Annotated in this window: 13 protein-coding genes; 8 read left to right on the forward strand and 5 right to left on the reverse strand. The window is 60.6% G+C overall.

The window, feature by feature from the left end; translation table 11 throughout:
* Positions 1-101 precede the first annotated feature (101 nt).
* The 4 genes from NTD80_RS17035 to NTD80_RS17050 all read right to left on the reverse strand — a co-directional run bounded on the left by NTD80_RS17035 (position 102) and on the right by NTD80_RS17050 (position 4,090).
* Entirely contained in the window at positions 102-1,385 is a 1,284-nt protein-coding gene (locus tag NTD80_RS17035) for an ABC transporter substrate-binding protein (protein WP_065909193.1), read from the reverse strand.
* 37 nt (positions 1,386-1,422) lie between these two features.
* Positions 1,423-2,688: a DUF1479 domain-containing protein gene (locus NTD80_RS17040; RefSeq protein ID WP_262134384.1), complete on the reverse strand. Its 1,266-nt coding sequence runs from the start codon at positions 2,686-2,688 to the stop codon at positions 1,423-1,425.
* A 131-nt stretch (positions 2,689-2,819) separates the two neighbouring features.
* Entirely contained in the window at positions 2,820-3,683 is an 864-nt protein-coding gene (locus NTD80_RS17045; protein ID WP_262134385.1) for a helix-turn-helix domain-containing protein, read from the reverse strand.
* 137 nt (positions 3,684-3,820) lie between these two features.
* Positions 3,821-4,090 carry a DUF2790 domain-containing protein gene (locus tag NTD80_RS17050; RefSeq protein ID WP_027607759.1) on the reverse strand — a complete coding sequence of 90 codons (270 nt, stop codon included), beginning with the start codon at positions 4,088-4,090 and terminating at the stop codon, positions 3,821-3,823.
* A 398-nt stretch (positions 4,091-4,488) separates the two neighbouring features.
* On the opposite strand from NTD80_RS17050, the gene acs reads away from it, so the two are divergent.
* From acs to argR, 7 genes are all read left to right on the forward strand, one after another.
* Positions 4,489-6,444: an acetate--CoA ligase gene (gene acs, locus NTD80_RS17055; RefSeq protein ID WP_065909200.1), complete on the forward strand. Its 1,956-nt coding sequence runs from the start codon at positions 4,489-4,491 to the stop codon at positions 6,442-6,444.
* Positions 6,445-7,213: 769 nt separating this feature from the next.
* Complete coding sequence (locus tag NTD80_RS17060; RefSeq protein ID WP_065909201.1) at positions 7,214-7,999, forward strand: ABC transporter substrate-binding protein; 786 nt, start codon at positions 7,214-7,216, stop codon at positions 7,997-7,999.
* Between the two features lie 91 nt (positions 8,000-8,090).
* Positions 8,091-8,780 (forward strand): ABC transporter permease, encoded by a 690-nt coding sequence (locus NTD80_RS17065; protein ID WP_010208305.1) that lies wholly within the window; start codon positions 8,091-8,093, stop codon positions 8,778-8,780.
* The gene (locus NTD80_RS17070; protein WP_106802836.1) at positions 8,777-9,475 is read left to right on the forward strand and encodes an ABC transporter permease; all 699 of its coding nucleotides are present in this window, start codon (positions 8,777-8,779) and stop codon (positions 9,473-9,475) included. Before NTD80_RS17065 ends, NTD80_RS17070 begins: the two co-directional genes overlap by 4 nt.
* A gap of 1 nt (position 9,476) precedes the next feature.
* On the forward strand, positions 9,477-10,589 hold the full coding sequence (locus NTD80_RS17075; RefSeq protein ID WP_262134387.1) for a succinylglutamate desuccinylase/aspartoacylase family protein: 1,113 nt from the start codon (positions 9,477-9,479) through the stop codon (positions 10,587-10,589).
* Positions 10,590-10,616: 27 nt separating this feature from the next.
* Positions 10,617-11,381, forward strand: coding sequence for an ABC transporter ATP-binding protein (locus NTD80_RS17080; RefSeq protein ID WP_010208310.1), 765 nt, complete (start codon positions 10,617-10,619; stop codon positions 11,379-11,381).
* Between the two features lie 247 nt (positions 11,382-11,628).
* Entirely contained in the window at positions 11,629-12,609 is a 981-nt protein-coding gene (argR, locus tag NTD80_RS17085) for a transcriptional regulator ArgR (protein WP_065909207.1), read from the forward strand.
* A gap of 9 nt (positions 12,610-12,618) precedes the next feature.
* Here the strand turns inward: argR and NTD80_RS17090 are convergent, their stop codons facing one another.
* Positions 12,619-13,023: a hypothetical protein gene (locus NTD80_RS17090; protein ID WP_262134388.1), complete on the reverse strand. Its 405-nt coding sequence runs from the start codon at positions 13,021-13,023 to the stop codon at positions 12,619-12,621.
* 447 nt (positions 13,024-13,470) lie between these two features.
* Between NTD80_RS17090 and NTD80_RS17095 the strand changes: the two genes are divergently transcribed.
* Entirely contained in the window at positions 13,471-14,691 is a 1,221-nt protein-coding gene (locus NTD80_RS17095) for an aspartate aminotransferase family protein (protein WP_106802838.1), read from the forward strand.
* The last annotated feature ends 103 nt before the right edge of the window (positions 14,692-14,794 follow it).

The raw sequence follows: 14,794 nt of genomic DNA on the forward strand, positions 1-14,794 counted from the left end.
AACTCAGCGCCTGATTTTGGGGCCGCTTCGCTGCCCGACGCGGGGCAAGCCCGCTCGCCACGGGGGAGTGTGGCGGCCTTGACGGTTGTTTAGATCGCGGATTACTGGGCCGCCGCTTTAATGCTGGCGAACATCTGCTTGCCCGCCTTGGCCGGGTCCGCATCTTTATTGCTCATGAAGTTGCTCACCACATCAAACACCGCGCCCTGCACGGCTTGGGACGTTGACATGTTGAACGCCATGCTCGGCGCCAGCGTGCCGGCCTTTTCCGCCTCGGCGAAATCCTTGGCGGAAGCTTGGGCGCAGCTATCGAATGGGCTCATGTCGAGGCCCTTGATGACCGGGATCGAGCCTTTGTTCTGGTTGAACACCGTTTGGAATTGCGGCTCCAGGGCGATCTTGGCCAGGTCGTCGCGGGCGGCGTTGTTACCGGGCGTGTCGTTTTTGCTCGACAGCTTGAACATCGCCAGTGAGTCGATGGTGTAGCTATAGATGCCTTGAGTGCCGGGGAAGGGCGCGCATTCATAGTCGACGCCGGCCTTTTTGCCGACGGCGCTCCATTCGCTCTTGGCCCAGTCGCCCATGAGTTGCATGCCAGCCTGGCCGTTGATGACCTTGGCGGTTTCCATGTTCCAGTCCTGGCCGGCGCCGTTGGGGTCCATGTAGGTCTTCAGTTTGCGCAGGGCGACGAACACTTCGGTCATTTTCGGACCGGTGAAGGTGGCTTCGTCGTTGTCGATAAAGGCCTTTTTGAAGCCATCGGCGCCGAGGATGCTCAGTACCAGGCCTTCGAATACGGTGGTGTCCTGCCATGGCTGGCCGCCGTGGGCGATCGCGATAAAACCGGCGGCCTTGAGCTTGTCCCCGGCGGCGTAGAGTTCTTCCAGAGTGGTCGGGGCATGGGCGACCCCGGCTTTGCGCAGCACGTCGGGGTTGGTCCACAGCCAGTTGATGCGGTGGATATTCAGCGGCACGGCCACGTAGTGGCCGTCGAATTTCATCAGCTCGGCGATGCTCGGCGGCAGCAGGGTGTCCCAGTGGTTGGCCTGGGCGACGTTGTCGATGCTGGTCAGCAGGCCCAGCTTGCCCCATTCCTGGATGTCCGGCCCTTTGATCTGCGCGGCGGAGGGCGGGTTGCCGGACACTGCGCGAGTCTTGAGCACGGTCATGGCCGCCGCGCCACCGCCACCGGCGACGGCGCTGTTTTGCCAGGTGAAGCCGTCTTTTTCGATCAGTTGCTTAAGCACGTCGGCTGATTTGGCTTCGCCGCCCGACGTCCAGTAGTGGACGACTTCGACACTGCCTTTGCTCTCAGCCGCCTGAGCGGTGAGCGTACAGAGGCTGGCGAAAGAGACTGCAAGGGCAAGGCGATTGACGAGGTTCATAGGGGATACCTTTTTTTGTTGTTATGGACAGCGGTGTTTATTCCAATCCGAGGCCTTTGCGGCCCAGGCTGTTGAGTTGTCGAGGGGTGAAGCGGTCTTGCCACTGTTGCTCGTAGTCTTCCCGGGGGAAGTCGTCCGGCGAGACACCTTGCTCGAATGCCCTGAACACGTCCTTGGCGTAACGCAGATTTTTCGGACACATGGGCGCGGCGGGGACGTACATCACATTGCCCCAGCCCTGCTGGTCTTCCACCGGGGCGACGCTGTGGATTACGTCGCAGTGCCACCACACCGAGTCGCCGGCGTGCACGTCCGGAATGGGTGTCATGCCCTGTACCAGCAACGGGTGCCATTTCTCTGAGATGGGCAGCACTTTGCCAGGCGCCACGCCGCACAATTCATCCTCGGGCACGTCGTCCAGCAGCGGGCGCAGCAGCATATAAGCCATGGCCTTGGGGATCGGCAGCGTATGCAGCACACCCTGGTCGGCACGCATATCGCACAGTGCCGTCCAGCCCTGGAAGGTGCGGAAGGCCGAGCATTTCACCGTGTCCTTGTAGGCATATTCGTCGACCTCGGTGCGATGCGCGGCATCCCAGGGGTCGTACGCCCGGAAGTCATTGCGGTAGATCTTGTCGAAGACCTTCAGGTAGGCCGGATGGAGCCAGCGTTCCAGCGCCCCGGAGTCGGTATGCGGGCCAAGGCCTTTGGATGTGGTGCCCGGTGGGCGCCGGCGGACGCGGTCCGGGTACAGCGCGTTGATGTCTGGGTCGAACCATTGTTGGCCTTGGGAATAGGTGGTCCACAACCGGTTGAGGAAGGATTGCGCAGCGCCCATGCGCGGGTGCTGACGCACTTGCATCTGGGCGTCGGACCAGTAGATCGGAAATATCTCCGGGCGGGAGGCGTCGAGGTTGCCGAAAAAGGTGTCAGCCGGGCCGCGATACACCGTGTCGAAATGGTTGTTGTCGAGGTAGTCCAGCAGGCTCTTGTCCCACCCCAGCACTTGCTCGCGCGCAAAGTGATTGCGGATCACCAGGCAGCCCCTGCGCTTGATCAGGGCGCGTTGCGCGTCCGTCACCTGGCCGTTGGCGATCGTGTCGAAATCCAGTTCCGGCCAAGCCGAACCGCTCAGCGCCTGGGCTTTGATCGAGGCGATTTCATCGGCAATGAAAGCGCTGACCTCGGCAAACAAAGCGTTCACATCGCCGATCTGCGCGCGCAGGGTTTTCTTCATGTTGACGATGTTGCGCCGGTAGTCGTCCGGCAGCTCGGCACTTTCGAAGGCGTGATAATTACTCATGGGGTGGCCTGTATTGTTGTTATGCATACAGGTATGGAATCACCGGGGCAGCCTGGGCAGCAGTCCGGTTAGACGCGTTGAGCAGTACGATTGTGGCGTTTGTTGCGTCGTGAATGGAAGAATCGGCTTGGTTACTGGAAGTGATGCCCGTGCTGCGCGCGAAATTGCGAAGGCGTGAGGCCTTTTAGCGCTTTGAACTGGCGATTGAACAACGCCTGGGAGACATAGCCGACCCGCTCGGCGATGGCACTGACCGCCAGGTTGCCCTGCATCAGCAGTGCACAGGCATGTCCGATGCGCAGGCGCACGATGTAGTCCAACGCCGTGCAGCGTGTGTGTTTGCGAAACATGCGATGGAGGGCCGACACGCTGACGCATGCCATCTGCGCCAATTGCGGAATGCCCACGGGCTGGGCGTAGTGGGCATGCAGATAATCCAGCACCCGACGTATGCGAGGGTCTTCGATTACCTGAGGCGCGGCGTTTTCCACCGCAATACGCTGCGCGGCGACGTCTCGCGACAGCAGGTTGAGCACGGTCAGCAAAGAGATCAGCCGCTGCGATGCATCCTGCTCGACCATGGCTTCGATCACCGGGCGCAGGACCCTTGAGGTGCTGTCACTGAAACTCAGCGCCTGCTGGGCTGCCGCCAGTAACGCGCGGGTCGGGGCCATTTCGGGAAACAGGCGCACCAGCGATTCCGCCCAGGCTTCGGAAAACCAGATGACCAGGGCGACGTGTGGTTGGGTCGGGTCAATGCGTTCGGCGGACGACCAGCTGTGTGGCACGTTCGGGCCCACCAGAACCAGGTCGCCGTCGTCGTAGAGCGCCACATCGTTGCTGATATAGCGATGCCCGCGGCTATTGAGGGTGAGGGTCAGTTCGTATTCGGGATGGTGATGCCACTCAAACGGGATCGCCTCCGGCAGCCTGCGGTTCAGCAGGGTCCAGGAGGTATTGGCCTCGGTGGGGATTTTCTCGAAACTGGCTCGCATGAATGCATCCTGCCGTACAGGGAAGGCGGCGACGCCACAATCGTAGCATTCGATTCAAGCGAGGGGAGGGGGGCCTCGCCGCAAGAACGATTTCTTGCGGCAAATAAGATCACGCGCAGATCACACTAACTAAGTTGTTATCCGTTCGAACAGCCATTGCCCATTACATGGTAGTTAAGAATATGACGCTGACCTTGTGAGTCTTCATATTCCATCTTGACCGGCACAACTTCGCAAACTTCCGGGATTGTGCTCATGGACAATACTTTGGCCACATCCAGCTTGGTGCTATAGGTGTAGTCTTCGACAATCGGGGCGTTCTGGCCGGCCAGCTCGGTCGGGGCCTCATCGGCCAGGGCGGCGGTGGCGCACAAGCTGCTGAGGGCCATAACTACGAGAGCTTTCATTACTGTATTTACCTTCTTTAGGTCGAATGGGGTCACGGGGCCCTTGTGAGGCCACGTGTGTAACTTAAGAGTTGGGAAGTTCGGATTAACGTTGCCTTCGTGGGGGCTGTTACGGTGTTAATCACAGTGCCGTGTTGGCGGAGTTGATTTTAGGCCTGCGCGTTATATTCATATACCCGTACTTTTGATAAACACTATTGGCGGTTTTTGTAACAATCGTGTGGTAAAGGTTTTTTCATACAGCTGCAAAGCCCCGCAGGCCACGGGCCAGAGCGGCAAACGGGGATAGCAGGGTAATTTGTAGGGGCTTGTTACTACCATCGTCGAATGGTTCTATGGGGCAGCCCCGGCTACAACAGGGGCCATACAACAACAACTATGTCACCGAGGTAAGAAAGATGAGTGCGGCTTCCCTGTACCCCGTTCGCCCCGAAGTAGCAGCCAACACGCTGACCGACGAGGCGACCTACAAGGCCATGTACCAGCAGTCGGTGGTCAACCCCGATGGCTTCTGGCGCGAGCAAGCCAAGCGCCTCGACTGGATCAAGCCTTTCACCACGGTGAAGCAGACCTCGTTCGACGATCACCATGTCGACATCAAGTGGTTCGCCGATGGCACCCTGAACGTTTCCTACAACTGCCTGGACCGTCACCTCGCCGAGCGCGGCGACCAGGCGGCGATCATCTGGGAGGGCGATGACCCTGCCGAGAGCCGCACCATCACCTACCGCGAGCTGCATGAAGAAGTCTGCAAGTTCGCCAACGCCCTGCGTGGCCAGGACGTACACCGCGGCGACGTGGTGACTATCTATATGCCGATGATCCCCGAAGCCGTGGTCGCCATGCTGGCGTGTACCCGCATCGGTGCGATTCACTCGGTGGTTTTTGGCGGTTTTTCCCCGGAAGCCCTGGCCGGTCGCATCATCGACTGTAAGTCGAAGGTAGTGATCACCGCCGACGAAGGCATCCGCGCCGGTAAGAAAATTCCGTTGAAGGCCAACGTCGACGATGCCCTGACCAACCCGGAAACCAGCAGCATCCAGAAAGTCATTGTGTGCAAGCGCACCAATGGCAACATCAAGTGGAACCAGCATCGCGACATCTGGTACGAAGACCTGATGAAAGTGGCGGGCACCGTGTGTGCGCCAAAAGAGATGGGCGCCGAAGAGGCGCTGTTTATCCTCTACACATCCGGTTCCACCGGCAAGCCCAAGGGCGTGCAGCACACCACCGGCGGCTACCTGTTGTACGCGGCCCTGACCCATGAGCGCGTGTTCGACTACCGCCCGGGTGAAATCTACTGGTGCACCGCCGACGTCGGCTGGGTCACCGGCCACACCTATATCGTCTATGGCCCGCTGGCCAACGGCGCCACCACCTTGTTGTTCGAAGGCGTGCCGAACTACCCGGACATCACGCGGGTGGCGAAGATCGTCGACAAGCACAAGGTCAATATCCTCTACACCGCACCGACCGCGATCCGCGCGATGATGGCCTCGGGCACCGCCGCCTGCGAAGGTGCCGATGGCAGCAGCCTGCGCCTGCTCGGTTCGGTGGGCGAGCCGATCAACCCGGAAGCCTGGGATTGGTACTACAAGAACGTCGGCCAATCGCGTTGCCCGATTGTCGACACCTGGTGGCAGACCGAAACCGGCGGCAACATGATGAGCCCGCTGCCGGGTGCCCATGCGCTCAAGCCGGGTTCGGCGGCACGCCCGTTCTTCGGCGTGGTGCCGGCGCTGGTGGATAACCTCGGCAACCTGATCGAGGGGGCTGCCGAAGGCAACCTGGTGATCCTCGATTCGTGGCCGGGCCAGGCGCGCACGCTGTACGGCGACCATGACCGTTTCGTCGACACCTACTTCAAGACCTTCCGTGGCATGTACTTCACCGGTGACGGTGCGCGTCGTGACGAGGACGGCTACTACTGGATCACCGGCCGCGTGGACGACGTGTTGAACGTGTCCGGCCACCGCATGGGCACCGCCGAGATTGAAAGCGCCATGGTCGCCCACCCGAAAGTCGCCGAAGCGGCGGTGGTCGGTGTGCCGCATGACATCAAGGGCCAGGGCATCTATGTCTACGTGACGCTGAAGAACGGCGAGGAGCCAAACGAAGCGCTGCGCCTGGAACTGAAAAACTGGGTGCGCAAGGAGATCGGGCCGATCGCTTCGCCGGACGTGATCCAGTGGGCGCCAGGCTTGCCGAAGACACGCTCGGGCAAGATCATGCGGCGTATCCTGCGCAAGATTGCTACGGCTGAGTACGACGGGCTGGGCGATATCTCCACCCTGGCGGACCCGGGTGTGGTGGCGCATTTGATCGAGACGCACAAGACCATGAACGTCGCGTAAGGCGGGGTAGGTGGGACAGGGCCCCATTTGGCGTGAGCTGGATGGGGCTTTTTTGTTGGCTATCACTGGCGAAACCGGATCACTGTGGGAGCTGGCTTGCCTGCGATGAGGGTGTGTCATGACAGACCGCTATCGCAGGCAAGCCGGCTCCCACATTTGGAATGTATTTCATGCCGGGAGTGCTGATCGTTCCCACGCTCCGCGTGGGAATGCCGCCCTGGACGCTCCGCGTCTGCTCTTGAGGCGTGACGCAGAGCGTCACAGGATGTACTCCCACGCAGAGCGTGGGAACGATCTATGCGCAGGCCAATAAATATCGACTTCGTGTGTAGGACGTTTCTGAATGTTACCGAGAGCCCTAAATGTGTAACCCATCGCCCAAACCTGAGGCAAAGTGCTACAACATTGCCCCGAAAAAGCGCGTTTTAGACACCCCAAGAAATAAGATTAAACGCCAGACTTGCCGTGCTAGAAGGGTTTGCGAATAATAGGCCCGCAATTTGCAGCATCAACAGGTTTAATATCTTTTGTCTCTGCATAAAATTCAGAGGCTGTCAATGTGCTGGAACGGCTTTCTCGGTGCTTCTGTAAATTGTTGTCGCATTGAGGAAATATCGGCTTCCGGCCTGTCGTTAGAATGCCGATCACTCGCTCGTCGTCGCAGGTCGTCACCTGCGTAGGACGCAGCACCGCAATTCGGTTTCCCTTAAGTCGCATCGTGGGCCATGGCTCATACTGCTGTTTTGCCCTATACCGATGGAGTCCCAAGATGAAGAAACTCGTGCTGTTGGGCGCCCTGGCGCTGTCCGTGCTATCCATGCAGGCTTTCGCTGAAGGCAAGCCACTGAAGATTGGTATCGAAGCGGCTTACCCTCCGTTTGCCTCCAAAGCTCCCGATGGCAGCATCGTTGGTTTTGACTACGACATCGGCAACGCCCTGTGCAAGCAGATGGACGTCAAGTGCACGTGGGTCGAGCAGGAATTCGATGGCCTGATCCCAGCGCTGAAAGTGCGCAAGATCGACGCGATCCTGTCGTCGATGTCCATCACTGAAGACCGCAAGAAGTCCGTGGACTTCACCAACCGCTACTACCTGAGCCCAGCGCAGCTGGTGATGAAGGAAGGCACCAAGGTCAGCGACAGCCTGGATGAATTGAAAGGCAAGAAAATCGGCGTGCAGCGCGGTTCGATCCACGATCGCTTCGCCAAGGAAGTCCTGGCCCCTAAAGGCGCCACGGTTGTGCCTTACAGCTCGCAGAACGAAATCTACCTGGACGTGGAAGCCGGTCGCCTCGATGGCACCGTGGCTGACGCTACCCTGCTGCAGGACGGTTTCTTGAAGACTCCGGCCGGCAAAGGCTACGCGTTCGTCGGCCCACAGTTCACCGACGCCAAATACTTCGGCGACGGCATCGGCATTGCCGTCCGTAAAGGCGACAAGGAAAACCTGGACCGCATCAACGCTGCCATTGCCGCGATCCGTGCCAACGGCGAATACAAGAAAATCCAGGACAAGTACTTCGACTTCGATATTTACGGCGCTGACCCTAAGTAACTCGTCGCAGCTGTCTGTCCAGAATGGCGCAAGCAACAGAATTCCTGAGGTTTGCGCCATTTTTTCATCCCCCTTTTCGAGGACCTGAATCATGTTGAAAGGCTACGGGGCCGTCATCCTCGATGGCGCATGGTTGACGCTTCAGCTCGCCTTGTCGTCCATGGCCTTGGCCATTGTTCTGGGTCTGATCGGGGTCGCGTTACGCCTGTCGCCGGTGCGCTGGTTGGCCTGGCTGGGTGACTTGTACTCCACGGTGATCCGCGGGATCCCCGACCTGGTGCTGATCCTGCTGATTTTCTACGGCGGCCAGGACCTGCTGAACCGCGTCGCGCCGATGCTCGGCTATGACGACTATATCGACTTGAACCCCTTGGCCGCCGGTATCGGCACCCTGGGTTTCATCTTTGGCGCCTACCTCTCGGAAACATTCCGGGGCGCCTTCATGGCCATTCCCAAGGGGCAGGCCGAAGCCGGCCTTGCGTATGGCATGAGTAGTTTCCAAGTGTTCTTCCGGGTGATGGTGCCGCAGATGATTCGGCTGGCGATCCCCGGGTTCACCAACAACTGGCTGGTACTGACCAAGGCCACCGCGCTGATTTCGGTGGTGGGCCTGCAAGACATGATGTTCAAGGCCAAGCAGGCGGCAGATGCCACCCGCGAGCCTTTTACCTTCTTCCTCGCAGTGGCGGCGATGTACCTGGTGATCACCAGCGTATCGTTGCTGGCCTTGCGTCATCTTGAGAAGCGCTATTCGGTAGGCGTAAGGGCGGCTGATCTATGATCTTCGACTACAACGTCATCTGGGACGCCATGCCGCTGTACCTCGGCGGCTTGGTGACCACCTTGAAACTGCTGGCCATTTCGCTGTTCTTCGGCCTGCTTGCCGCCTTGCCCCTGGGCTTGATGCGCGTGTCCAAGCAGCCGATCGTCAATGGCGCAGCCTGGCTCTACACCTACGTGATCCGTGGCACGCCGATGCTGGTGCAGCTGTTCCTGATCTACTACGGCCTGGCCCAGTTCGATGCGGTGCGCGAGAGTTTCCTGTGGCCGCTGCTGTCCAGCGCCACGTTCTGTGCGTGCCTGGCCTTTGCGATCAACACCAGTGCCTACACCGCTGAAATCATCGCCGGCAGCCTCAAGGCCACCCCCAATGGCGAGATCGAAGCGGCCAAGGCCATGGGCATGTCGCGCTACAAGCTGTATCGCCGCATCCTGCTGCCGTCGGCCCTGCGCCGCGCGCTGCCGCAGTACAGCAACGAAGTGATCATGATGCTGCAGACCACCAGCCTGGCGTCCATTGTCACCCTGATCGACATCACCGGTGCCGCACGCACGGTGAACGCCCAGTTCTACCTGCCGTTCGAAGCCTATATCACCGCCGGCGCGTTCTACCTGTGCCTGACCTTCATCCTGGTGCGCCTGTTCAAGTTGGCCGAGCGCCGCTGGCTGAGCTACCTGGCTCCACGGAAGCACTGATATGGAACGTATTGATCACCGGCTGCCCTGGGGTCACCTGGGGTGCGAGCGGCAGTTGAGCGTGTTCCGATTCGGCAAAGGCGAGCGCAAGGCCTATATCCAGGCCAGCCTGCACGCCGACGAATTGCCCGGCATGCGCGCCGCCTGGGAGCTGAAGAAACGCCTCACCGAGCTGGAACAGCAAGGCGCGCTCAATGGCGTGATCGAACTGGTGCCGGTGGCCAACCCGATGGGTCTCGGCCAACTGCTGCAAGGCAGTCACCAGGGGCGTTTTGAAATCGGCAGCGGCAAGAACTTCAATCGCGATTTCGTCGAGTTGAGCACGCCGGTGGCCGAGTTGCTCCAGGGCAAGTTGGGTGATGACCCTCACGCCAACGTGCGCATGATCCGCCAGGCCATGACCGATACGCTGAATGCACTGCCGGCGCCGAGCAGCCAGTTGCAAGGCATGCAGCGCCTGTTGCTGAGCCATGCCTGCACTGCCGACATCGTCCTCGACCTGCATTGCGATGCCGAGGCCGCGTTGCATATGTACGCGCTGCCCCAGCACTGGCCGCAGTGGCGCTCATTGTCGGCGCACTTGAATGTGAAAGTCGGCCTGCTGGCGGAAGACTCCGGCGGCAGCTCGTTCGATGAAGCCTGTTCATTGCCATGGTTGCGCTTGTCCCAGGCGTTCCCCGAGGCCCAGGTGCCGCTGGCATGCCTGGCGACCACTCTGGAACTGGGCGGCCAGGCCGACACCGGACGCGACGAGGCGATCTTCCACGCCGAAGGTATCCTCGCGTTTCTGGCCGAGCAGGGCCTGATCAAGGGCGACTGGCCGGCGCCGCAGTACGAGCCGTGTGAAGGCCTGCCTTTTGAAGGCACTGAATTGCTCTTCGCGCCCCACGCCGGGGTGATCAGTTACCTGCGTAAGGCCGGTGACTGGGTCGAGAAGGGCGAACCGATTTTTGAAGTGATTGACCCCCTGGAAGACCGCGTCAGCACGCTTTGCGCGGGCACTTCGGGGGTGCTGTTTGCCGTTGAACGGCTACGTTATGCCCAAGCGGGTTTCTGGCTGGCCAAGGTGGCGGGGCGCGAAGCGCTGCGTCACGGGCGCTTGCTCAACGACTGACCACCTGTTTTTGTGAGAACCGACCGCATGTACAAACTTGAAGTCCAAGACCTGCATAAACGCTATGGCAGTCATGAAGTGCTCAAAGGTGTGTCCCTGGCCGCCGCGGCCGGTGATGTGATCAGCATCATCGGCTCCAGTGGTTCGGGCAAAAGCACCTTCTTGCGCTGCATCAACCTGCTCGAGCAACCCCACGCCGGCAAGATTCTGCTCAACAACGAAGAGCTGAAACTGGTGGCCAACAAGGACGGCGCCATGAAGGCTGCCGACCCTAAACAGCTGCAGCGCATGCGCTCGCGCCTGTCGATGGTGTTCCAGCATTTCAACCTGTGGTCGCACATGACCGCGATTGAAAACGTGATGGAAGCGCCGGTGCATGTGCTGGGCGTGTCGAAGAAAGAAGCGCGTGAAAAGGCCGAGCACTACCTGGCCAAGGTCGGCGTGGGCCATCGCAAGGATGCGTTCCCCGGCCATATGTCCGGTGGCGAGCAGCAGCGCGTGGCGATTGCCCGTGCCCTGGCGATGGAGCCTGAGGTGATGCTGTTCGACGAGCCGACCTCGGCGCTGGACCCGGAGCTGGTCGGCGAAGTGCTCAAGGTCATGCAGGACCTGGCCCAGGAAGGCCGCACCATGGTGGTGGTGACTCACGAAATGGGCTTTGCCCGTGAAGTGTCGAACCAACTGGTGTTCTTGCACAAAGGCATTGTCGAAGAACGCGGCAACCCGCGCGAAGTGCTGGTGAACCCGCAATCGGAGCGGTTGCAGCAATTCCTGTCGGGCAGCCTGAAGTAATCAAGGCTGCTTTTGTGCACCGGTTTAGTGCATGCTTCGCAGTCTTGAGAGTTGGCCTCAATCCCCTGTGGGAGCTGGCTTGCCTGCGATAGCGGTGTATCAGAAGTAGATGTGCTCACTGACCCACCGCCATCGCAGGCAAGCCAGCTCCCACATTGGAACGCCATATGTTTTGAGATTTGTGTTGGTTTCCGGGCTAGCATTGGCCCTTGTCTTCATTACTGTTACTCGCTTCGGATAGCCCTCCATGACCGCCCATCGAATTGGTTTCCTGATTTGGCCCAGCACGAAAGCACTGACGCTTGCGCTGGCTGAGGAGGCCTTGCGCGTTGCTCAGCGGGTGCATCCGGACGTGGTGTATGAGCTGTCGTTCCTGCTCGCCGAGCCTGCGACCGATGGCGCCTGGCAGCTGCCGGGTGAGCCGTGGGCGGGCAAGCTCGAAGGCTTCCAGAAGCTGTTCCTGCTGGCGGACGAACCGCCCACCGTGATCGCCTCCCAACTGAGCACCGCGCTCAAGCAACTGGTGCGCGCCGGGTGTGTGATCGGTGGCCTGTCGGCGGGTGTCTACCCGTTGGCCCAGCTCGGCTTGCTCGACGGCTACCGCGCCGCCGTGCACTGGCGCTGGCAGGATGATTTTGCCGAGCGCTTCCCCAAGGTCATCGCTACCAGCCACCTGTTCGACTGGGACCGTGATCGCCTGACCGCCTGCGGTGGGATGTCGGTGCTCGACCTGCTGCTGGCGGTACTGGCCCGTGACCACGGCGCCGAACTGGCCGGTGCAGTCTCCGAGGAACTGGTGGTGGAGCGCATCCGCGAAGGCGGCGAACGCCAGCGTATTCCTTTGCAAAACCGCCTGGGTTCCAGCCATCCGAAGCTGACCCAGGCGGTGTTGCTGATGGAGGCCAACATCGAAGAGCCGTTGACCACCGATGAAATCGCCCAGCACGTGTGCGTGTCGCGACGACAGCTCGAAAGGATCTTCAAGCAATACCTCAACCGCGTTCCCAGCCAGTACTACCTGGAGCTGCGCCTGAACAAGGCGCGCCAGATGCTCATGCAAACCAGCAAGTCGATCATCCAGATCGGCCTGTCCTGCGGCTTCTCCTCGGGGCCGCACTTCTCCAGCGCCTACCGCAACTTCTTTGGCGCCACCCCGCGCGAAGACCGCAACCAGCGGCGCAGCAGCAGCCCGTTCGAGCTGTCGTCGGTACCGTCCGAACGCGGCTGAGGTGGGCGGTTACTCCTCCATTGGTCGCGGTGTTCCCGGAACCTGCAACGCCACGCCGAAGGCATCGACCATCGCTTCTTCCACCCTCAGCTCGTAACCGGTTTGGCGGTAGTAATCGCGCAGCAGCTCGATGCTTTGCGCGGACAGCGGGTTGCCGCTCAAGTCTGAGGCATCATCGAGCGGCAGTGACATTTCGAGCAAATCGCTGGGTAGTCCCATGATTTCGTTGTCACTCAGGTCCAGGTATTCAAGGAAGATCAGGCGTGAAAGCTGCTCCTTGCTCTCGGGCGTCATGCGCATTTGGGTGTCTGCCAACTTCAGGTAGCGCACGTCTTCGTCTACACCGTATTGGCGCTTGAGGGCGGCTTGCAGCAGCTCGGCGGCGAAGGTTTGCGGGCTCTTGAGCCCGGCCAAAGCCTTGTTCAGCCGATTCTGGTGGCTCCAGGCCGCGCGATTGAGGCGTTTGAGTTCTGTGTGCTGGGCCTCGGAGGCGTTTGTGTACCCATCGGCAATAGTCGGTGAAATGTCGCGGAGGGCGGTGCGCCTGTCGGGCGTAGCATCGGATCGGTCCTGGATGGCGCTAATGTGCCTCCAGCAACCAGGCCGCGCTCGCTCGACGACGGTAGATAGTTGATGAAGCCTGCGGGGGGGATTCGCGAAGATCACCTGCGCATGGCGGGGCCGCACGGTTTAAACTGCGCCATTGCGACGCTATTTGTCGCATTGGCGTAAACCCGCGTAAAACCGGGGTTGGCGCTATAAGAAGTTGTCGCTTGGCGACAAGGTCGCGCTGAAAACTGTCCTTACAATCCCTGCATCGCCCGCCAGTTCCAGGCAGGCGTTCCTCTTCAGGAGACTCCGATGTCCGTTGAGCAAGCCCCGGTGCAACGTGCCGATTTCGACCAGGTCATGGTTCCCAACTATGCACCTGCTGCCTTCATTCCCGTGCGCGGCGAAGGCTCCCGCGTCTGGGACCAGGCGGGTCGCGAGCTGATCGATTTTGCCGGCGGCATCGCGGTCAACGTATTGGGCCACGCCCACCCGGCGCTGGTCGGTGCACTGACCGAGCAGGCCAGCAAGTTGTGGCATGTCTCCAACGTCTTCACCAACGAGCCGGCCCTGCGCCTGGCCCACAAGCTGATCGACGCCACCTTTGCCGAGCGCGTGTTCTTCTGCAACTCCGGCGCCGAAGCCAACGAGGCCGCCTTCAAGCTGGCCCGTCGCGTCGCGTTCGACCGTTTCGGCACTGAGAAGTACGAGATCATCGCCGCACTGAACAGCTTCCACGGCCGTACCCTGTTTACCGTCAACGTCGGTGGCCAGTCGAAGTATTCCGATGGGTTCGGTCCGAAAATCACCGGTATCACCCACGTGCCTTACAACGACCTGGACGCGCTGAAAGCCGCTGTCTCGGACAAGACCTGCGCCGTGGTGCTGGAACCGATCCAGGGCGAAGGCGGCGTACTGCCGGCCGAACTGGCCTACCTGCAAGGCGCCCGCGAGTTGTGCGACGCCAACAACGCGCTGCTGGTGTTCGACGAAGTGCAAACCGGCATGGGCCGCAGCGGCCACTTGTTCGCCTACCAGCACTACGGTGTGGTGCCGGACATCCTCACCAGCGCAAAGAGCCTGGGCGGCGGTTTCCCGATTGCGGCGATGCTCACCCGTGAAGACCTCGCCAAGCACCTGGTGGTCGGCACCCACGGCACCACCTACGGCGGCAACCCGCTGGCCTGCGCGGTCGCCGAGGCGGTGATCGATGTGATCAACACGCCAGAGGTGCTGGCCGGCGTCAACGCCAAGCACGACCTGTTCAAGGCGCGCCTGGAGCAGATCGGCAAGCAGTACGGCATCTTCACCGAAGTGCGCGGCATGGGCCTGCTGATCGGTTGTGTGCTGAGCGATGCCTTCAAAGGCAAGGCCAAGGACGTGTTCAACGCCGCCGAGAAAGAAAACCTGATGATCCTGCAAGCCGGCCCCGACGTGGTGCGTTTCGCCCCGAGCCTGGTAGTGGAAGACGCAGACATCCAGGAAGGCCTGGACCGTTTTGAGCGTGCCGTGAAGACGCTGACACACGCTTGATGGACCGTTCGGTGCCCAAACGATTGGGCATCGAACCTAAATTTTTGTGCCGGGCCTCTTAATTGGAGCTGTGTAGATCCAATGTGGGAGCGGGCTTGCTCGC

It is taken from the genome of Pseudomonas sp. 13B_2.1_Bac1, from assembly GCF_025466155.1.
Classification (GTDB): Bacteria; Pseudomonadota; Gammaproteobacteria; order Pseudomonadales; family Pseudomonadaceae; genus Aquipseudomonas; species Aquipseudomonas aylmerensis.